The sequence below is a fragment of the uncultured Aquimarina sp. genome (assembly GCF_947492115.1).
Classification (GTDB): Bacteria; Bacteroidota; Bacteroidia; order Flavobacteriales; family Flavobacteriaceae; genus Aquimarina.
Window position 1 is genome coordinate 375,696 of record NZ_CANLMM010000002.1, and the last position, 21,354, is coordinate 397,049.

Below are 21,354 nucleotides of genomic sequence, written 5' to 3' on the forward strand. Positions count from 1 at the left end.
TTGGCACGATTATTTCTATAAACAACACAGGATCATGAAAACAAAAGTTCTTTTAGTATTAGCAGCTATTCTTTGGACATCTTTTTCCACTACAGCTGAAGCTCAAAAAGGTATTAGAATTGGATACATTGATATGGATTATATCCTAGAAAATGTACCAGAATACAATGAAGCTTCTGCTGATTTAGAAAAAAAAGTACAAAAATGGAAAGTAGAAATCGAGGCTGAATTAAAGGAAGTTGAAGAAATGAGAAAAGACCTCAACAACGAACGTGTTCTGCTAACTAAAGAATTGATTGAAGAAAGAGAAGAAGATATTTTTTTCAAAGAAAAAGAGATTCTAGAATATCAACAAAAAAGATTTGGACCTAATGGAGACCTATTTATCCAGAAAAAGCGCTTAGTTCAGCCGGTACAAGATCAAGTTTTTGTTGCTGTTCAAGAAGTTGCTAAGAATAAAAAATATGATTTTATATTTGATAAGTCTGCAGATTTAGTAATGTTGTTTTCGGCAGACAGGCATGATATTAGTGATCAAATATTATTAAGAATCAATAGAGCTTCTAAAAGAAAACAAGTAAATAGCAAAAGAGAAAAGAAAGCACTAGAAAGAGCTGAAAAAAGAAATGTAGAACAAGAAAAAGAAGTAACTGACAGAGAAAAAGCAGCAGCTAAAAAACAATCGGAAAGAGAACGATTATTAGCCGAAAGAAAAGCAGAAAGAGATTCTATTAGAGCAGCTAAGAAAAAAGAATTTGAAGAGCGAAGAGCAAAACTTTTAGCGGCGCAAAAAAGAAAAAAAGACTCAATAAAAGCCTTAAAAGAACAATTAAAGAATGACACTCAGTCTGATGACAATAAAGAAGGAGAGACTGAAGAAAACGATAATAACTAGAGAAATTAATTTTTAAATTTATAACACATTAATATTATTAGAATGAAAAAGTTTAGAACCCTATTAGTAGCTTGTGCATTAGTTTTAGGAGCGTCAAGTTTCGTAAATGCGCAATCCAAAGTTGCTCATATCGCGTCCCAAGAGCTAGTAGAAGCAATGCCTGCTTTTAAAGCTGCAAAAAGCGAAATTGAGAAGCTAAACAAGACCTATGAAGCTGAAATTAGAAATATGGTATTAGAATTACAAAATACCATGAAAAAATATCAAGCAGAAGCACCTTCTAAAACTGAAGAGGAAAATGCTAAAAGAGCACAAGAAGTGCAGGCTACTGAAAAAAGTATCGCTGATTATAGACAAAATGCTTTACAAGATCTTCAGAAAAAAGAAGTTGAATTGTTAAAGCCTATTTATGAAAGTGCTCGTGTATCTATTCAAAAGGTAGCAAAAGCGCAAGGATTCCAGTACGTATTAGACTCTACTACAGGATTAGGAGTAATCTTAGCTGAAGGTAAAGATTTAATGGCTGATGTTAAAAAAGATTTAGGTATCTAAAAAATTACCTTTTAAAATAAAAAAAGCAGTGAGCAACTTGAGTTTCTCACTGTTTTTTTATTTTTGAACCATTCTATTTTAGTTTTAATGAGTAACAAAGCTATAGGTATTTTTGATTCTGGTATTGGAGGAACTTCTATTTGGAAAGAAATTACCACTATGCTTCCCAATGAAAATACGATTTATTTAGCGGATAGTAAATATGCCCCTTACGGAAAACGTAGTAAGAACGAAATCTTATCCTTAAGCATAAAAAACACCAAAAAACTTCTAGAACTACAGTGCAAAATTATTGTTGTCGCATGTAATACGGCTACAACCAACGCAATAAAGGAATTGAGGCAACAATTTGATATTCCTTTTATTGGGATTGAACCTGCTATAAAACCCGCAGCTCTACAAACAAAAACCAAAAGAGTTGGAGTATTAGCAACTAAAGGAACTTTAACCAGCAAACTTTTTGCAAAAACTTCGGACCTTTATGCTCACAATATAGAAGTTATTGAGGTTGTAGGTACTGGATTAGTCGAACTTATAGAAGAAGGTAAAATTCACACTCCGGAGATGCACGCACTACTTACCTCCTATCTTCAACCTATGATAGAAAAAGATATTGATTATCTTGTTCTAGGCTGCACGCACTATCCCTATCTTATTCCAATATTAAGAAAAATACTCCCAAACCATATTGTTATTATAGATTCTGGTGAAGCAGTTGCCAGACAGACAAAGTCTATTTTATTAAAGAACAGTTTACTTTCTAAAAGTACCCAAAAAGGTGAACACCATTTCTTTACTAATGGTACACTATCCGTTCTGGAAGACATCCTTTTTAACCACAAAATTTCTACAACAGCTTCTTATTTAGAATTTTAAACTTGTAGGAAAAAGATTCTATAACATTAAAGTTTGTTAATATGAGATACGCTTCAGCGACTTTTAACATTCTTTTATCTTCACTACAATTAATTTTTCCTTTAATTTGGTAACGGATTGATTTTAAAACAATTAGAGTCGCCCATACTAATAACCTTAAGTACCCCTAAAATTATGACGATAAACAAAAGCTTTATGTTGCTTTTTGGAATATTCTCCATGGGATTTGGTTTTGCCCAGAATAACGTTAAAATCGACGGTAGATTAAAGCCTCATCTCGATACATTTTTTGAATATTGTAAGCAATACAATATCGAATATCATGACAAACTTTTTGAACTTAAAAATATTGATATTGTAGACACATTAACTATTTCTCAAAAAGGATCAACTCTGGGTATGCTTACACGAGATAATAATAACAAAGTAGAAAATATTATCATTAATTGGATTACATTACTGGATGATGAAATTTTAAAAGTAGTTGCCTTTCATGAATTTGCGCATTACTTTCTAGATTATAAAAAACATATTTGTCATGATTGCGGACAGATCATGGCTGCTGTAAATAGTAGTTATTTTACAATTATCAAAGACTGGGATGAACAAGTAAAAACCTTATTCGTTGACTCTCCAGCATACAAGCGTCGCAAAGGAATTTCTTATAGCAGTTATAATTGGAATTCACCCAATTTCACTTGGTAATCATATTATTTAAAATAGTCTAACAAGGTACCTTTTTTGGATGAAGAAACCATCAATTCTTTTCCTGATGATAGTTGTACACTACCCCCTTTTCCTTTTTTATATCTTACTATCATATTTACATTTACCAAATAACTCTTATGTATTCTAACAAAGCCTTGATCTTTTAACGTATCTTCAAAATACTTTAAAGTCTTACTTACCAATTTCTGGCCATTGTTCAGAAAGATCTTGGTATAGTTATCATCTGCTTGGCAATATAAAATGTCTGATATTTTTAACACTTCAAAGCCATCTTGCTGAGGTATTGTAATTTTCCCGTCTACTGTTGCCGAAATTTTAGGAGTAAGTACTTTGTCCTGGAGTTCTTTTTCCCGCTCTTTAATATGAGTAACATGATCCACTGCTTTGATCAGATTATCAATAGCAATCGGCTTTAAAAGATAATATGTAGCTTGTGCGTTTAACGCATCTACAGCATAATGATCATAAGCAGTAACAAAAACGGTTTCAAAAGTTCTATCAGGAACTTGTTCCAACAAATCAAAAGCATTCCCATAAGGCATTTCTACATCCAAAAACAGCAGATCAGGATTCTCCGTATCCAAGATCTTTAAAGTTTCCTGAACACTCGCAGCTTCTCCCAATACTTGCACTGTTGGACAATATTTTTGTAAATAATTTTTTAGAATTGCTCGGCTATTTGCCTCATCATCTACTACAATTGCAGTTAATTTCACAGTCTTTGATTTATTAAATTATATTTTGTTTACTACAGTACTTACTTATCTTTTTTAAGAATCAACCTTACCTGAGTTCCTGTCCCTTCTTCGTCATTAGTTAAATCCGAAATAAAAACATCTACTTTATCCTTATACATAGTATTAAGTATCTGTATTCTTTTCTTAATATTACTCATTCCTTGGGACTTCTGTTTTTTCTGGTTTAATGTTTTTAGGGATTTTGATTTTTCTCTTCCAATACCATTATCCGCAATTACTATCTCGATAGTGCCATCTATTGTTTTTTGAAAATTAATGGAAAGAAAACCTTTATCCGATTTATAACGTAGTCCATGCCAAACCGCATTCTCTACATACGGCTGAAGCAGCATCGGAGGAATCATATATTGTTTTATATCTATTTCAGGATCTACGTTTATTTTATACTCAAATTTATCTTGAAACCTAAAATGTTCCAACTGCACATAAAGTTCCAAAAGTTCTATTTCCTTCTCTAAAGGAATAAAATCTTCTTCGCTATTTTCTAAAACTGCTCTCATGAGCAACGAAAAATCCGTAAGATATCGATTCGCAGCCCTTTCATCACTTGTAGCTATAAAAGTATTTACCGAATTCAGAGCATTAAAAATAAAGTGAGGATTCATCTGAGAACGAAGAGATTTTAACGCTAGTAAATTATTAGCAAACTTTTGTTGCTTTATATTTCGAAACATTAGATAAGCTGCCAAAAGCAATAATATGGACAAACCGATTAAAGAATAAATAATAATCTTCTGTTGACCTGCTAATTCCTGAGAAGCAAAGGCTAATTTATATCTACTCTCATTCAGTTCTCGATCTTTTTCGAGTGAAGCTATCCGATTCGCTCTTTGTGCTAATTCTCTATTAAATCTCGTTGCCTGAGAAATTTCTTGCTCTTTTTGAATATAGAGTTTATCAATGATCACTTCGTATTCTTCAAAAGCTTCAGAAGCTTTTTCTAATTCTCCTTTTTCTCGATATACTTCTCCTAATTTTCGAGTAGCATCTTTCTGGACTACTAAATCATTCTCTGATGCTGCTTTTTTAATACTTTCCTCTAAATATGGAATTGCTTCATCATACTCTGATTGTGCCGCGAAAGCATTAGCGATTTTATAATTTTGTACTTGAGAAGTAATAGCTCTGTCCTCTAAACTGATACTATTTAGAGCACTTATACTATCCAATACTATTGGACTTGGACTCTCCGCTTCTGTCTCCTCCATCTCCTGGATATCTTCTAGTGCTTCTTTTCTTAATTGTATCTCTTTTGCAAAACTATTATTCTTATTGTAGAAGTCCGCAGCCTTAGCCCGTTGTCTTGCCGAAGACTTTTTACTTCTTCTACTTGCTAACTGTACTGAATTATCGAGATACTCTTCGGCATCATTAATATTCCCTTGAATTTGAAACACTTCTGCCAGTTTAGAATTCAACTCGATTACGATATCCTCCGAATTGTTTTTCTCAGCAAATGACAATGCTATATTATAATTCTTACTTGCATTTTCATAATCATTCTGACCCTTATAACTATCACCTAAACCTTCATATACTTTTATTCTTTGAACAGAATTTAGCTTAGCTTTTTTAAGTTGATCAAAAGTTACCAATGAAGATTGATAATCGCTATTCTGTAATTGTGCATTTCCAAGCTTAATTTTTACGTCTATACTATACTTGTTACTTATACTAGTTTTATAATTACTTTCTGCTAGATCTGGTTGCTTCCAATACGCATAGATATCTCCGAGAGTTTCAAAAAGCTCTGCCTTTTTTTCATCTCCAAAAACGTCATCATCTTCAATAGTTTCCAGCGCTTTGGTCACATAATCAATACTTATTGCAGCATCTTTTGTCATCGTGTTTCTCGCAGCTTTAAGATTAGAACCATAAGCTGCAGAAAGTTTTTTTCGCTTTATTTCCTTTTTTGAAACAAATCCATCTGGATCTTCCTGAACCTTAACATCTATCCGTTCACTACTTGTTATTGTATGATATACAGTATTGAAGTTATCATGGCTAATAATAATTTCATCTCCTATTCTAGCTTTTATCTTAAAATCACCCTGATTATCTGTATGATACGTTTGCCCTCCAACAACTCTAATTTCTACGTTCTTTAGAGGTTCAAGAGTATTGTCTTCTTTTACGGTTCCCCTAATTTCCAGGAACTGACTACGCTTGTCAGCTTTATTATTTTCAAAAGTCTTTGCATTATGCTGCCCAAACATGGTATTAGACAACAACCACATTACTACTAAAACAAAATAATATTTACTCATTATATACTTCATAAGTCTAGGTAAACTTAATCCATTTATATGGGATTATAAAATCGGAATATTCGGTTACACCAAGTTTTAAAGCTTTTCCGTAGCACCAAATGCAATTTCACTAAATAACTAGACACGTTTACTCATTCATATGTGTATGTTCCTCATTCTAAGTTTTTATCAAAAAAAGTTCAGCATAATTTTATACAGAATTTAAAAATTGTTAAACCTATGAAAACACTATATACATGGATGCTTGCAGGATGTTTGCTTACTATTCCTATATCATGCCAAGCAAAAAATGAAAAAAATACCGAGTTAGCCATCCAAACCGAGCAAGCTTTAGAAATTTACACTTCCAAAACAGATCCAGACACCAAAAATATTCAGGTAGCTTTATTACTGGATACGAGTAATAGTATGGATGGACTCATCGACCAGGCAAAAGCTCAGTTGTGGGAAATAGTAAATGAATTATCGTATGCCAAGTGTGGTCATTATGAAATAAAATTGCAAATCGCCTTATATGAATATGGTAATGATCGACTACCATCTCAAGAAGGATACATCAGACAGGTTCTTCCATTTTCGGATGATTTAGATGAAATTTCAAAAGAGCTATTTGCGCTTACCACTAATGGTGGAAATGAATACTGTGGTAAAGTAATTAATACCTCTATCAATCAATTGGATTGGAAAAAAAATAATGATCATCTAAAACTAATTTTTATCGCAGGTAATGAACCTTTTACACAAGGACCGTTAGACTATAAAGATGCCGCTATCGATGCTAAGGAGAAAGACATAACAGTAAATACTATTTTCTGTGGTAATTATGCTCAAGGTATCAACACCAAATGGAAAGACGGAGCAGATTTAACCAATGGAGAATATAGCGCAATTGATCATAATAGAGAAACAATTCATATAGCTACACCTTATGATGATATCATATTACAACTAAATAGAAAACTAAATAACACCTATATCTATTATGGTAACGAAGGTTCTAAAAAAATTAGTTTACAAGCTGAACAAGATCGTAATGCGAGATCCTACAGCGAAGCCAATGCTGTAAGCAGAGCAATCAGTAAAAGTTCTGGTTTTTACAAAAACAAAAGTTGGGATCTTGTGGACGCCGTAGAAGAGGAAAGTTTTGAAATAGAAGAAGTAGTAAAAGAAGAATTACCTATAGAATTAAAAGAAAAATCTAGTAAAGAGTTGAAACAATATATAGCTGAAAAGAGTAAGGAAAGAAAGGAAATTCAGGATGAAATTCAAAATTTAAATAAAAAGCGTTTAGCGTATATCAAAAAAAACAGTAAAAAGGATGAAGCTAATCTAGAAGCAGCGTTGATCAAAGCCATAAAGACTCAAGGACAAAAAAAGTCTTTTAGCTGGGAAAAGTAATATCTAATTCGTGATTTAATTTATAATTATCATACAATGAAAACATATTTAATTCTAATATTATTGCCGCTAGCAATGACTGCACAATCAAACAAAGAATTACCAAAATCTAAAATCGACTATAATGCATTTGCAGAGATCACTGAAGAAGTCTTGGTATACAGACAGCCAAGACTTATTCCTTTAGAAACGTTTTTAGAATTTGCAGAGGATCCTAATACTATACTGTTAGATACCAGATCAAAATCAGCATATGACAAGAAACACCTAAAAGGCGCAGTAAATCTGAATTTTTCTGATTTTACTGAAAAGAAATTAGCCAAATTAATCCCAAACAAAAAAACTAAAATTTTAATTTATTGTAATAACAATATTGATGGAGACGCTATCAACTTCCCAACCAAGAGTCTTCCTTTGGCATTAAATATTCCAACTTTTATAAATTTATATGGATACGGATACAAAAATGTATACGAACTAGCATCTCTTGTAAGGATAAAAGATAAACGTATTACATTTTCGGGAACAACAGTAAAGTAATCAAAAATGGCAAGCTTTTTAGAGCTTGCCATTACTTATATGAAAATATATTTTTAATTATTAACGGCTGGGCAGTGACAATTCCAACGTTCTTTTCGTTTTCCAAAATCATACCCCACTGTTAACTGATGAAATCCACCATTACTCAACACTACGGAGTTGGACTGGTAACTGTAAGTGTAGCCAACCATCCATTTTTTATAATTGATTCCTAGAAAAGGAGTTATATATTGTAGTTTCTGACTTTCTATTTCTATCCCTGTCTGGGAAAACTCAGCACCATCAAAACTTCTTCTATATGATAAGCCTCCCCATAAAGTGGCTAATTCTCCAAAACGTCTATACACTTTTAGATTAGCATCAATAGTACTTTCTTTTGTCTGATCTGTAGCTTGATATAAAACAGAAGGTTCAAGACTCCAAGCGCTATTTCCTAATCCGAATACATATCCCACTGAGAAGATATATCTTCTTTGGTTATTAGAATCTCTAATAGTAGCACCAATATCAGTATTATCAAAAATATCTCTTGCGGTCGGCAATACATTCTTAACCGTAAAATGCGCATACCAATCGAGATAATGATAAGACATTCCTATATCCACATTAAAATAAGCATCCTTTTGGAGATTACCTCTTAACACAGGATCAGGATCTGCTGGATCATCCAAACCCCGTTCATCTACATTGGATTGGATAAAAGCTCCACTCATACCAAAAGAAAGCATATTAAGATCGGTTCGATCACGTGAAAACAATAAATGATACGCAAAAGTCAAAAAAGCACCTGTTTGTGTAAAACGTCCATTCTCATCTCTATACACTATAGCGCCCAAACCAACTTTATCATTAGTTCTAAAATTGATGTTAGCAGATTGCGTACTTGGTGCATTATCCACATCAAACCATTGTTTTCGCGCTGTAAGCCTGATTTTATTAGCATTGGATGCTCCTGCCATAGACGGATGTACCAAGTATAGATTATCAGAAAGATAATCTGCATAAACCGGAATTCCTTCCTGAGAAAAAATAAATTGTGAGGTTAAAATAGCAAGCAACAAATAATATTTCTTCAAATTCATTAGAGGCTTTATGTTAAAAAAAGGAAAAACTAGGTTAATTATTTCAATATAAACTATTTAATCAAGCTTATATTGTAGGGGCTTTCATATTTCTTTCCCAAACTAAAATATTACTTCGTGCCAGCTTCAAATATATAAATTTTTATAAAAACATAGGTTTTATCTTACGTATTAAAACATTCTTAATCTTAAAGCGTAAAGGGCAAGTTGGATTTAGTTTTTAGTAAATTTGCATAAAATTTGATTATGGAAAAGAAATTTGAGATAAAAATAGAAGCTACTTCTAATCCCAGTATACTAAAATTTGAAGCAAACTTTTTTTTGACAAAGCATACAAGTTATGAATTTGAGAATATTGACCATGCTAAAAACTTTCCTTTAGCCCAACAATTATTCTATCTTCCTTTTGTAAAAAGAGTATTTATAGCCCAAAACTTTATTGCCATTGACAAGTTCGAAATTGTAGAATGGAATGATGTGCAAGATGAAGTAGCAGAACAGATAGAAAATTACCTGAATAGTGGTCAACCTGTAATTAATGAAACAACTGCACCAAAAAAGACAGCTATAACCGTTTATGCAGAGAGTACACCGAATCCTTCTGTATTAAAATTTGTTGCCAATAAAAAGCTAGTGACAGCTGGTCATGAATTTAAAAGTATCGATGATACCAAAGAAGCACCTATAGCAGAAAAGTTGTTCAATTTCCCTTTTGTAAAAGAGATCTACATCGATGAAAACTATATTTCTATCCATAAGTATGACATTGCGGACTGGCAGGATATTACATTAGAATTAAGAGAATTTCTTCGAGAATATTTAGAACAAGGTAAAGAGGTTTTATCAGCTAATGCCACTGTCTCCAAAAGTCAGGTAGAAAAACAAGCAGATACCGATTTTGAAAAATTAGATGACACATCAAAAGATATTGTCAACATTATTGAAGAATATATCAAACCTGCCGTGGCAAGTGATGGAGGAAATATTATGTTTGATTCCTATGACCCTGAAAGCAAAGGAGTAAAAGTAATTTTGCAAGGTGCTTGTAGTGGATGCCCTTCTTCTACATTTACCCTCAAAAATGGAATCGAGAATATGCTTAAAGAAATGCTTAAAGATAAAGTTGCCTACGTAGAGGCGATAAACGGGTAGTTCATCGAATATTCGTTAATCATATCGAAAAACCACGAAAATAATAGCGGTTACTAGTAAAATTTAACCTAAGTATCTCGTATCTTAGAGAATATAATAAAATATTAACCAAAAAATTATTGAAATGGCAATAGTAAAAGTTATAGAAGTAATAGCAGCTTCTGAGAAGGGATGGGAAGATGCAGCTAAAAATGGAGTAAAAGAAGCAGCTAAAACATTAAAGAACATTAAGTCAGCATGGATTTCTGATCAAAAGTTGATCATTGATGATGGTGAGATCAAAGAATATAGAGTTATTCTTAAAATTTCTTTCGAGATTAGTTAGAACCGTATCACTTTATAAAGAAACATCTCATTATTAATTGAGATGTTTCTTTGTTGACAATGGTTTTTACTTAACAAACTGATTTCTAGAAGAAAAAACAAAAAAATATCAAAAAATATAAGTTTTTTCTTACAAATTACAACGTTTTCGAAATCAATATTATGGTTTTACCGTAATTAAACAGTGTCAATCTTTCAATAAAATTGATTTTTTGTAATTAAAAAATTGAAAAAAAACACCAAACATTGAGGTATTGATAAAAATTTGATATTAAAAAGCTATTTTTTGCATTAAATTTTACGTTTTATTAATTTTATTTCACCTAAATCTAACAATCGTGAAAAAACTATTACTATTTCCATTATTATTAATTTCACCTTTTTTATTTGCTCAGCTTCCGCAGTCTTTAATCCAACCTGCCAAAGAAGTAACTATGTTTGATGACTATGACGGCTCTATGTATAAAAGTATTAAATATAAGGATGCTAGTGTGATAGATGAAAAGTCAGGAACATTTGATGCAAAACTTCGTTATAATGCGTATACAGATGCATTAGAGTTTAAAAAAGGATCAGAATTATATGAATTAATAAAGAAGCCTACCTCACATGCAAGAATAGATGGAGACTATTTTTATTATTGCAATTTTAAAACACAACGAGGTCACAAAAAATCAGGATATTATGTGTTGGTAGAGTTAAATGAGAAATATAAAATCTATAAAAAGTTTGATTTAAAAATTAAGAAACCTAATGAAGGTGGTGCTGCCAATGGTAATAATGTTGCGGGAAAATTAAAAATGCAAACCACTTATTTTCTCGAAGAACGTGGTATCATTATGGAGCTTCCTATGAACAAAAAGGAGCTATTAACTGCGCTTAGTGATAAGGAAGAAGAACTAAAAAAATACATCAAAAAGGAGCGTATTAAAGTAAGAAAAGAAGAAGATTTAATCCGTCTTGTATCCAGGTATAATGCATTAAAAAGTACAGATGGAAGTAGGTCAAGGAGTTTACTCACTAGAAGAAATTAATTTATGTACTAGTTTCTTTTAAGGTCATTTATAAATAAAAAAACATCTCTGAATTTGATTCCTAGATGTTTTTTTATGCTTATCAACTAACTTTTGACTCTATAAAGTATCTATAACAGAAAAGAGATTCAGGCACGCCATAAAAACAAGTTTAAAAGTTTAAAAATTCCCTTTCAAAATAGATAATTCCTAGGAAGCGTTTTACGATCGGAAAATCAAACTTTTAGCAAACAAAATGAAGTAATTTCCTACAAACTAAAACGTTTTCGAGACAAACTTTACAGTATTCCCGTAAAAAATAGATGTTATATTTTCAACAAAATATGTTATTTCTCATTAATAAATTGCCAATAATTTAAAAGTATTGAATAATCAATAAAAATAAAGTATTAAAACTGTAATTTTTGTATTTAAACCTACGTTTTATTAAATTTAATACACCTAAATCAATAGATCGTGAGAAAAATACTACACTTATTATTTTTATTAATATCGCCTTTATTGTTTGCGCAACTTCCGCAATCTTTACTAAAACCAACCAAAAGAGTAACTACTTTTGATGAGTATGATGGTTCTATACACAAAACCTTAAAATATAAGGATGCAAGTGTCATTGATGAAAAGTCAGGAACCTTTGATACCAAACTAAGATATAATGCTTACACAGATGCATTAGAATTCAAAAAAGGCGGTGATTTATTCGAACTTTTAAAGAGTCCTACATCACATGCACGAATAGACGGAGATTACTATTACTATTGTAATTTTAAAACTCAGCGTGGGTTAAAAAAACCGGGGTATTATGTCTTGGTAGAGCTAAATGAAAAGTATAGAATCTATAAAAAGTATTCTGTGAAGATAACTAAACCTGATCCAAAAGGTTCGGTAAGTGGTACTGCAACACCAGGAAAGGTGCGTATCAAAACCAAATATTTCTTAGAAGAACGTGGGATTATAATGGAACTTCCAATGAATAAGAAAGAGATTTTAGCTGCTTTAAGTGATAAAGAAGAAGAGTTAAAGAAATACATGAAAAAGAATCGTATTAAGGTAAGAAAGGAAGAAGATCTTATTCGATTAGTATCAAGATATAATGCTTTAAAAAGTACGGACGGCAATAGATCTAGAAGTTTACTTAGCGATAGAAGTAGAAGAGATTAAATTATATTTAAAATCAAAACAAAAGAGGTCATCTTATTCTGAGATGACCTCTTTTGTTGTATAAAATAACTTCTGTGAATTGATATTGTATTACTTCCTTAAGCCTAACCCGCTACAAAATCTTTTAAATAATAAGGTTCAAAATAACTAACATCTTCAAAATCCTTATTTACATATTTCTGATAACTCAAGATTGCCATTTCTTTAGAAGACGGTAATTTTTCTGGAAAAAACTTGGCGTTTTTATGCTCACAAATTTCCGAAAACTTGGATACACCATTACCGATAAAACATACTTCATTATTCTGCAAATAAGATTGATACGAATCTTCTACCAAAATTTCAGCTTCTATGGATCTTTCTTTCTTATAATCTTTTGAAAATATAGCTGAATATACTTCCATTCTACGAGCATCAATCATTGGCACAATATATCCCTTATCGCATTGTATTTGCATCGCTAATGAATGTAAGGTACTTATAGATATTAATGGTATTTGTAGACCATAACAAAGTCCTTTTGCAGAGGACACTCCAATTCTTAGACCTGTGTAGGAACCAGGCCCTTTACTTACTGCTATTGCATTAAGCTCTTTAAACTCTATTGATGCCTCCTCCAGTACAATCTTTATGAATTGATGCAAGCGTTCTGCATGAGAATATTTGGTGTCGTAATCCTCTTTAAAGCCAATTACTTTACCATCTTTACATAGTGATACAGAACAATTAGTTGTAGAAGTCTCTAAACAAAGAATATAGGCCATCTTAAAAAATTTATGCAAAGATACCTTTAATAATCTTATTCTTCTTTGGCTTTGCTTTGCTTTTTAGAAGTTACTTTATCTCCTGTTTTTAATGTCTTTGTAACAACATTATAAGGCCCCACAATAACATTTTCTCCAACATTTAAGCCTTCTGTAATTTCTATATTGCTATCATCCTGAATTCCTGTTTTGATAACTCTTAGTTTAGCAGATCCTCCATCATTAACAAAAACACATTCAAATTTCTCGTCAGACTCTTTTATTTTTTCCTTCGTATATTTCCTTTTAGCACTACTAGAAGTATCCGTTTTTATTACTATTGCACTAATTGGAACTCCAATTACACTCTCTCTTTTATTGGTAATAACATCTACTGTTGCTGTCATTCCAGGTCTGAATGGTGAGTAACTTTCTGGTTTACCCTCTGTCAAATCCTTATAAGACTCTTCTAGAATACGAACTTTTACCTTAAAGTTAGTTACTTGATCAGCACTTAATGTGCTTTCTGCAGAATTAGCAATTTCGGTAACTAACCCTTTAAATTGTTTTTTTAAATACGCATCTACTTCAACAATAGTAGAATCACCAAGAGAAACTTTTACAATATCATTTTCATTAACATCAACTTCTACTTCCATATTACTCAAGTTAGCAACTCTAACTATTTCTGTACCTGCCATTTGTTGTGTACCTACTACTCTTTCTCCGAGTTCTACCGATAATTTAGAGATCGTACCACTCATTGGCGCGTAGATCGTTGTTCTACTTAAATTATCCTTTGCTTCATTCACAGTTGCCTGAGCACTTTTTACGTTATAAAAAGCAGATTGTTTAGCTGCTTGTGCCACTTCATAAGCCGACACTGAAGTATCCCACTCTGCCTTGGAAATTACGCCTTTGTCGAACAATTCTTTATTACGTTCGTAACTTAACTTAGCTTCTTTTAAACTAGCTTCAGCTTGTTGTAATCCTGCTCTAACATTTTCCAATGCCGCCTGAGATCTATTCAATCCTGATTGGATAATATCAGGATTAATTCTAACTAAGAGATCTCCTTTTTGTACTTGCTGACCTTCTTTTATAGGTAAGTCAATGATCTCTCCAGAAACCTCAGAAGAAAGCTTCACTTCTACCTCTGGTTGAATTTTTCCTGTAGCAGAAACGGTTTCCACAATATCTAGCTTTTGGATTTCTGAAATCTCTACTTCTTTTAGGTTTCCATCTTTACCAAACCATCCTGCTTTTTTGCCCAAGACAAGTCCAATAACTAAAACAATAACAAAAATTAAAATGATTAGTAAAGTTTTTCTACTCATGACTTAGTTTAAATTAATTCTATAAAATGAAATTACAATCTTTAGTTAAGTAGCCCAAATTTAATGGACTATTTAAATTATAATTTTATGTCTGCTATTTTGATTCCAAAATAAAGTTCTAGAACTTTAATCTTGAATATGTAATCGAATTTTGCTTGCACCTCATTACTCTGTGCATTTTCTAATCTGAATTTTGACTGACTAAAATCAAATGCGTTGGTTCTTCCAACATCATATCTATCCTTCGCGTACTCATAAGCTCTTTCTTGCGCCTTTACAGCAACTAAAGAAGCCTCATAAGCTTCAGCAGATCCTTTAGCATCCAAATAGGCCTGATATACATTACTATCTAAATCTAGCTCCGCTTGTTCTAGCTGAAACTGTGTACGCTTAACATTAATCTTACTTCTTTTTACATTATTCCTAGTTGCGAAACCATTAAAAATTGGCACAGAAAGGGATAATCCATAAGAAAGTGCATCATTATTATACAATTGTTCTATAAATGGTGTAGGTCCCGCTTCTTGTATTAAGAAGTTTGGCTGAGTTTGAAATACTTCCTCTCCAGTATTTCCAACAAATCCAATTGGTAAATCTACTGTTGGGTTGTCTGGATCAATTGATCTACTGAATGTATCATTTCCAACTTCACTAGTATTATATCCAAACGAACCACTTAATGTAGGATAATAAGCACCTCTTGCTATTTCTAAATCTTTTTCTGCAATTAGCTTATTTTGTTCTGCAATTTGCACTTCATATCTAGCTTCTCTAGCGCTAGACCTAATCTCATCAACAGACTTATTCAAAATCGAAGAAGACGGAACTAGATAATCTTGCTCTGCAATATCAAACTTTTCATAATCCTTTATTAATAGTGTTTGTGCAAGTCCTACTCTAGCGATTAACACAGCATTTTCCGCTTGTACAATTCGGGTAAGCTCATCTGCAGAGGTCGCTTCTATTTCCAAAAGATCTCCTTGCGGCAAAACACCTGCATCTACCAAATCCTTTGTTCTTTTTAACTGTTCTAAGGTAATTTCATGTTGCTTTTCTATTACCTTTAAAGATTCCTTGTTCAATAGAACTTGTAAGTAACTATTAGCTACAAACAACGCAATATCGTCTTTAGATTTTCCAAGATTATACTGACTTAAAAGTTTATTCAATTTTGCTCTTTGAAACTGTTTCACGTTTCTTAACCCATCAAATAAAGTAATCCCAACATTAATACCATATGATGAACTTCTAAAAGTTGCCGTACTGTTCGTATTTGTAATCGGATCTGTTGCTAAACCTGATCTCCAAAAGTTAGATGCCTGTGCATTTAGAGATGGTAAAAAATTACCCAAAGCATCTTTTTTATCTATTGCTGCATTTTCTACATTAAGTGCTGATTGTTTAATAGTAATATTATTTTCCAAAGCATACTCCACACACTCTCTTAATGTCCATTTTTTATCTTGTGCTTGTACAGTAAGCATCCCGAAAAGGACACAGCAAATAATTGAAATTTTAACTTTCATCGGTTTCTCTTTATTTAAAAGGTCGCTCAGAAACATCTTCTTATACTTAAATTTATATTTCTGATACCTATTTGTATACTATTGATTATTGTTGTTACACTTTTTTTGAAAAAAATTAATTTCCAAACTCTGGTTTCTTAATTTGATTCCAAACTTTGATTTTATCTTCTTTCGTGATTCCGCTTTTAATTTCTACATGAATTCCATCACTTACTCCTAACTCAACATCTCTATTTTCAAATTGTTGATCTCCTGTAGCCACTTCTACGAAAGGCTTTTGTGTTTTCGAATCATACTGGATAAGAGATTCTTTCAATGCCATTACACTATCAACTTTTGCTAAAATAATAGATGCATTTGCGCTTAGTCCTGCTCTAATAAATGTGGTATCCTTTTTATTCAGTGTACCTTTAATTTCAAACTGAATGGCTCCATTTTCTTCTTTTCCTTTCGGTGCAATATAATCCAAAACGGCATCAAATTTCTTATTTTCTATCGCTCCTACCGTTATTTCCAATGGTAAATCTTCTTTAATCTTTCCTACTTCACTTTCATCTACGTTTCCTTCAAAAATCATTTGTCCTACATCTGCTACAGCAGCGATAGTGGTACCATCATTAAAATTATTTGATTCAATCACCTGATTCCCCTCTTTTACCGGAACTTCTAAAACCATCCCAGAAACTGTGGAGCGGATTAATGTATTCGCAGCGCTTCCTAATCCTCGTGTAGTTCCTGTTTTAACAATTTGATAATTTTGCTGTGCTGCTTCATAGTTTTGTTTTGATTGTTTGTAAGTTACATCCGAACCATCAAATTCATTTGCAGAAATAACTCCTTTATCAAACAACTCTTTTTGTCTTTTGAAAACTTTTTCCTGATTATCCAAATCTATTTTTGCCGTTTGCACCGCATTTTTAGCACTTTGCAATGAAGACACATTGGGTATCACTCTAATTTTAGCAATTAGATCACCGGACTTAATCTGATCTCCAGCTTCGATATATATTTCTTCAATGATTCCAGAAATGTTTGGTTTTATTAACACTTCTTCTTTCGGCACAATACTTCCTGTTGCTACGGTTTTTTTAATAATCGTTTCTACAGTACTTTGTTCTGTTTTATAAGTTACAGGATCTTCCTGATTTTTTTGATACAAATAATATAATGCGCCTCCGAATACAACTACTATAAGAAGTAAGATAATAACTGTTATTGTTTTTTTCATTTTCCGTGTTTATTGATTTGTTTACTGTTGCAACAGTAAAACTTTGATTGATTTATTTTTATTCTGCTCTTAAAGCATCTATTGGTTTTGTTTTGATAGCAACTTGTGCTGGTATTAAACCCGCTAAAAGTCCGCTTGTTATTAATATGAGTAAAGCCACAAAAACGACTGTGAGATCTACACTAGGATTTGCAAACATCGTTTCATTAGTAGCGGGTATCCCATCTAAGATTTTATTTACTAAAAATATAACTCCTGTAGATACTGCAATGCCTGTCATACCAGAAATAATAGTTAGAAAAATAGACTCTAATAAAATTTGCCCTCTTATAGACCAAGGGGAAGCGCCAAGGGCACGTCTAATTCCAATTTCTTTAGTTCGTTCTTTCACAACTATCAGCATAATATTACTAATACCAATAATACCCGATAATAATACCAGAACTCCCACAAAATAAGCTACTCCTCTAAGGGCAATAAAAAGTCCATTAATCTTACTAAACTCTTGATACAGATCAAAATTTCCAATTGCCCTGTTATCTTCAGGATGTATGGTATGATTAGTTTTCATTACATCGATTATATTCTTCTTCAACTTGGTAATTGAGTGATCATCTTGTGCTGTAATCGCCATCCATCCAACGTTATCTGCCCTATTAAAAGCTTGCGAAAAAGAAGTAAAAGGAACAAAAATTTCATTTTGGCCTTGTTCTCGATCTCCATTATTAGATTTCTTCATATAAGTTCCAATCACCATAAAACTAACCCCCTTAATTTTTATATATTCACCAATGGGATCTTCACCTATTTTAAACAACTCTTTTTTTACTCCTTCACCAATTACAGCTACTTTTCTATTATTATCGATATCCCCATAATTGACAAATCTTCCGGAAGTTATAGTAATTGGATCTTGATTAATGATCTCAGGATAATCACCATAAACATTAAAAGCTCCGGTATTTAAACCTCTTACAACATTATTAGTCCCTCCAAAGCCTCCAAGTTGATTACGAGGAGAAATATATAGTAATCCAGGTACTTTTTCTCTAATTGAAGCTACATCTCCTATTTTAAAATTAAATCTTCTTCCTTTGGGTAGACCTTTATAAGGTTTGGTTGCAATCTGTGTCCACATAAACATGGTATTCGTAGCAATATCTCCAAAGCCTCGTTTTACACCATTTTCCAACCCTTTTCCCGCTGCCAGCAGTATTACTAAAATGAATATCCCCCAACAAACTCCAAATGCAGTTAACAAGGTTCTAAACCAATTAGCCGTTAGGGCTTCTATTATTTCATTCCATTTATCTCTATTAAACATATTACTCGTCTCTAAGTGCTACAATGGGTTTGATCTTTGCTGCTCTCCATGCTGGAAAAAATCCTGCGAGTGCTCCTGCAATAATTAATATGAATACGGTGGTAATGGCAATATTGAAATTTACAGAAGGATTGGATATGAAATCTGTTTTGACCATAGGTCCTACTATTTCTAATAGAATCAATCCAAAAATTAATCCAGTAAAACCTGCTATAGCAGTCACAAATATAGCTTCGTGCAAAATCATTCCAATAATGGAAGAAGGTAATGCCCCTATTGCTTTCCGAATACCTATTTCTTTTGTTCGTTCCTTAACAATGATAAGCATAATGTTACTTACCCCCACTACACCTGCTATAATCGTACACACTCCTACCCACCAGAAAAAGGCTTTGATCATAAAAATCAAGCTATAAAATCTTTTAGCCTGCTCTAAAGAATTCCCGATTCCAATAGCTCGATCGTCTGTTGGAGCGATAACGTGTTTGTTTTTTAAATATCTGGTAATTGAAGCCACAAATTCTTCAGATTTTGCTACTGCAGTTTCAAAATCTTTTTCTGGCTTAAGAGTATAAGATAGATTATTAATATTTTGACCACGATTAAAAACCTGTTGTGCTGTAGTGGAAGGAATAGAAACCTGCTCCTCTTCCCGTTCTCCACCTTTATCCGTGTATACTCCAACAACTTTGAAAGGAATATCATTAAGTTTAACATATTTTCCTATTGGATCTTCCCCATTTTTAAACAAGGCTTCCTTCACTTTTCTTCCCAGTGTTACAATCTTACCCTTTTCGTCGATATCATTCTGATTGATAAACCTACCCGATACCATGGACTGATTTTCAATAAATTGAAAACCTGGAAAAACACCTTCAATTCTATAACTTCCAGATTCCTTTTTATATGATATTGTAGCATTCCAAATTCTCACTCTAGATGATTCGTATTCTATTACATCTTCATTGGTCTTATGAATAAAATCAAAATCTTCGTTGGTCATGCTAAAGAACCTTCCTGGGTTCATTCCTTTATATTCTACAGATGTTGGTCTTGTCCAAACCCATATACTATTAGAGGCATCGCCTTCAAATTCTTCTGCAATTCCATTTTGCATTCCTTGTCCCACACCAAGAAGTATTACCAAAATAAATATTCCTGAAGCAACAGACAGTCCGGTTAGAAAGGTTCTTAATTTGTTTTTACGAATTGTCTCAAATATTTCCTGCCAGCGTTCGATATTAAACATATGAATTTGCTCTTACTTGTTCTACAATACCGTCATCTATAATAAGACCATCTTTAAGGTTAACAATACGTTTGGTCATATGCGCTATATCCTCTTCGTGAGTAACAATAAGGATTGTTTTACCTTCATCGTTTATTCCCTGAATCAGATCCATTACTTCATAAGAGGTTTTAGTATCCAATGCTCCTGTTGGCTCATCTGCAAGCAGTACTTTAGGCTCAGATGCTAATGCCCTCGCAATCGCTACCCGCTGTTTTTGTCCTCCAGATAATTCGTTCGGTAAGTGTGTTGCCCAATCTGCTAATCCAACCTTTTCCAGATAATGAAGTGCTTTGTCCGTTCTTTCCTTCCTTTTAATCCCTTGATAGTATAATGGCATAGCGACATTATCCAAGGCATTTTTATAATTAATTAAATTAAAAGACTGGAATATAAACCCTAGAAATTTATTCCGATATCTAGCGGCGATTTTTTCGTTAAGGTTTTTAATAGGAATATTATCCAAAAAGTAACTTCCAGAATCAGCTTCATCGAGCATTCCTAAAATATTTAGCAACGTAGATTTTCCAGAGCCCGATGACCCCATGATAGAAACAAGTTCCCCTTCATTAACATTAAAATTGATTCCTTTTAAAACGTGCAGAGAATTACTCCCCATCTGGTAAGATTTATGCAAGTCTTTAATTTCAATCATAATACTTAGATTAAGATTATGAGGCACAATATGATACCTTCACTAATATAAACTAAGACTTACACCTTGGTACTAAAAATAGTATGTTTTATATGCTGTTTCTGGTTTCCCCTCCAGAAATACAAAAGATTGGTTAGTGTAGTCTTATTAGATAAGACTAATCCTACATCAATTTCGTTACAGTAGCATGTGTTATTAAAATGTTAAACATTTATATTGAGTAAAAAGCTATTAAATCTCCTAGGAAGCTTTTTTCTTATTTCTGTAAATAAAATATCCTACAGTGCCAATCAAAATATATGGGATAATCATAAGGTATACGATCCCATTATTAATTCCTTTAGCAGTTTGCTGACCTTCTTCACTTTCTAACACAGCACGACACATAGCGCATTGTGCATCCATTGGAAGTGTAAAAAACAACATCAACACTAAAATCAATATATATTTTAATCTCATCATCTAAGGATCCCTATTTAGAA

21 protein-coding genes are annotated in these 21,354 nt (G+C 32.5%); 10 read left to right on the plus strand and 11 right to left on the minus strand.

The window, feature by feature from the left end:
- The first annotated feature begins 34 nt into the window (after window positions 1-34).
- From Q1A73_RS07080 to Q1A73_RS07095, 4 genes are all read left to right on the plus strand, one after another.
- Window positions 35-895 (plus strand): OmpH family outer membrane protein, encoded by an 861-nt coding sequence (locus Q1A73_RS07080; protein ID WP_299603437.1) that lies wholly within the window; start codon window positions 35-37, stop codon window positions 893-895.
- A 42-nt stretch (window positions 896-937) separates the two neighbouring features.
- On the plus strand, window positions 938-1,447 hold the full coding sequence (locus Q1A73_RS07085; RefSeq protein WP_299603439.1) for an OmpH family outer membrane protein: 510 nt from the start codon (window positions 938-940) through the stop codon (window positions 1,445-1,447).
- A gap of 87 nt (window positions 1,448-1,534) precedes the next feature.
- A complete protein-coding gene (gene murI / locus Q1A73_RS07090; RefSeq protein ID WP_299603442.1) occupies window positions 1,535-2,323 on the plus strand; it encodes a glutamate racemase in 789 nt (262 codons plus the stop codon).
- A gap of 174 nt (window positions 2,324-2,497) precedes the next feature.
- A complete protein-coding gene (locus Q1A73_RS07095; protein ID WP_299603445.1) occupies window positions 2,498-3,028 on the plus strand; it encodes a hypothetical protein in 531 nt (176 codons plus the stop codon).
- A 5-nt stretch (window positions 3,029-3,033) separates the two neighbouring features.
- Here the strand turns inward: Q1A73_RS07095 and Q1A73_RS07100 are convergent, their stop codons facing one another.
- Window positions 3,034-3,768: a LytTR family DNA-binding domain-containing protein gene (locus Q1A73_RS07100; RefSeq protein WP_299603448.1), complete on the minus strand. Its 735-nt coding sequence runs from the start codon at window positions 3,766-3,768 to the stop codon at window positions 3,034-3,036.
- A gap of 41 nt (window positions 3,769-3,809) precedes the next feature.
- Window positions 3,810-6,089, minus strand: coding sequence for a histidine kinase (locus tag Q1A73_RS07105; protein ID WP_299603451.1), 2,280 nt, complete (start codon window positions 6,087-6,089; stop codon window positions 3,810-3,812).
- Between the two features lie 210 nt (window positions 6,090-6,299).
- Here Q1A73_RS07105 and Q1A73_RS07110 point away from each other — a divergent pair, with 210 nt between their 5' ends.
- Both Q1A73_RS07110 and Q1A73_RS07115 read left to right on the plus strand, forming a co-directional pair.
- Window positions 6,300-7,478, plus strand: coding sequence for a vWA domain-containing protein (locus tag Q1A73_RS07110; protein ID WP_299603454.1), 1,179 nt, complete (start codon window positions 6,300-6,302; stop codon window positions 7,476-7,478).
- A gap of 36 nt (window positions 7,479-7,514) precedes the next feature.
- Window positions 7,515-8,018 (plus strand): rhodanese-like domain-containing protein, encoded by a 504-nt coding sequence (locus Q1A73_RS07115; RefSeq protein WP_299603457.1) that lies wholly within the window; start codon window positions 7,515-7,517, stop codon window positions 8,016-8,018.
- Window positions 8,019-8,071: 53 nt separating this feature from the next.
- Here Q1A73_RS07115 and Q1A73_RS07120 read toward each other — a convergent pair whose 3' ends face one another.
- Window positions 8,072-9,100, minus strand: a complete 1,029-nt coding sequence (locus Q1A73_RS07120) for a type IX secretion system membrane protein PorP/SprF (RefSeq protein ID WP_299603460.1) — start codon at window positions 9,098-9,100, stop codon at window positions 8,072-8,074.
- Window positions 9,101-9,346: 246 nt separating this feature from the next.
- Between Q1A73_RS07120 and Q1A73_RS07125 the strand changes: the two genes are divergently transcribed.
- The 4 genes from Q1A73_RS07125 (at window position 9,347) to Q1A73_RS07140 (ending at window position 12,771) form a co-directional block, all read left to right on the plus strand.
- Entirely contained in the window at window positions 9,347-10,252 is a 906-nt protein-coding gene (locus Q1A73_RS07125) for a NifU family protein (RefSeq protein ID WP_299603463.1), read from the plus strand.
- Window positions 10,253-10,376: 124 nt separating this feature from the next.
- Window positions 10,377-10,577: a dodecin family protein gene (locus tag Q1A73_RS07130; RefSeq protein WP_299603466.1), complete on the plus strand. Its 201-nt coding sequence runs from the start codon at window positions 10,377-10,379 to the stop codon at window positions 10,575-10,577.
- Between the two features lie 337 nt (window positions 10,578-10,914).
- The gene (locus tag Q1A73_RS07135; RefSeq protein WP_299603469.1) at window positions 10,915-11,610 is read left to right on the plus strand and encodes a hypothetical protein; all 696 of its coding nucleotides are present in this window, start codon (window positions 10,915-10,917) and stop codon (window positions 11,608-11,610) included.
- A 456-nt stretch (window positions 11,611-12,066) separates the two neighbouring features.
- Entirely contained in the window at window positions 12,067-12,771 is a 705-nt protein-coding gene (locus tag Q1A73_RS07140) for a hypothetical protein (protein WP_299603471.1), read from the plus strand.
- Window positions 12,772-12,875: 104 nt separating this feature from the next.
- On the opposite strand, the gene tsaB is transcribed toward Q1A73_RS07140, so the two are convergent.
- The 8 genes from tsaB to Q1A73_RS07180 all read right to left on the minus strand — a co-directional run bounded on the left by tsaB (window position 12,876) and on the right by Q1A73_RS07180 (window position 21,331).
- On the minus strand, window positions 12,876-13,535 hold the full coding sequence (tsaB, locus tag Q1A73_RS07145) for a tRNA (adenosine(37)-N6)-threonylcarbamoyltransferase complex dimerization subunit type 1 TsaB (protein ID WP_299603474.1): 660 nt from the start codon (window positions 13,533-13,535) through the stop codon (window positions 12,876-12,878).
- Window positions 13,536-13,570: 35 nt separating this feature from the next.
- A complete protein-coding gene (locus tag Q1A73_RS07150) occupies window positions 13,571-14,851 on the minus strand; it encodes an efflux RND transporter periplasmic adaptor subunit (protein WP_299603477.1) in 1,281 nt (426 codons plus the stop codon).
- A 77-nt stretch (window positions 14,852-14,928) separates the two neighbouring features.
- Complete coding sequence (locus Q1A73_RS07155; RefSeq protein WP_299603479.1) at window positions 14,929-16,377, minus strand: TolC family protein; 1,449 nt, start codon at window positions 16,375-16,377, stop codon at window positions 14,929-14,931.
- A gap of 115 nt (window positions 16,378-16,492) precedes the next feature.
- Window positions 16,493-17,605 (minus strand): efflux RND transporter periplasmic adaptor subunit, encoded by a 1,113-nt coding sequence (locus tag Q1A73_RS07160; protein WP_299603481.1) that lies wholly within the window; start codon window positions 17,603-17,605, stop codon window positions 16,493-16,495.
- A gap of 58 nt (window positions 17,606-17,663) precedes the next feature.
- Window positions 17,664-18,929, minus strand: coding sequence for an ABC transporter permease (locus Q1A73_RS07165; protein ID WP_299603483.1), 1,266 nt, complete (start codon window positions 18,927-18,929; stop codon window positions 17,664-17,666).
- Window position 18,930: 1 nt separating this feature from the next.
- Window positions 18,931-20,178 (minus strand): ABC transporter permease, encoded by a 1,248-nt coding sequence (locus Q1A73_RS07170; protein WP_299603486.1) that lies wholly within the window; start codon window positions 20,176-20,178, stop codon window positions 18,931-18,933.
- The gene (locus Q1A73_RS07175; protein ID WP_299603488.1) at window positions 20,171-20,872 is read right to left on the minus strand and encodes an ABC transporter ATP-binding protein; all 702 of its coding nucleotides are present in this window, start codon (window positions 20,870-20,872) and stop codon (window positions 20,171-20,173) included. Before Q1A73_RS07175 ends, Q1A73_RS07170 begins: the two co-directional genes overlap by 8 nt.
- 240 nt (window positions 20,873-21,112) lie before the next feature.
- Window positions 21,113-21,331 (minus strand): hypothetical protein, encoded by a 219-nt coding sequence (locus Q1A73_RS07180; RefSeq protein WP_299604661.1) that lies wholly within the window; start codon window positions 21,329-21,331, stop codon window positions 21,113-21,115.
- Window positions 21,332-21,354 lie beyond the last annotated feature (23 nt).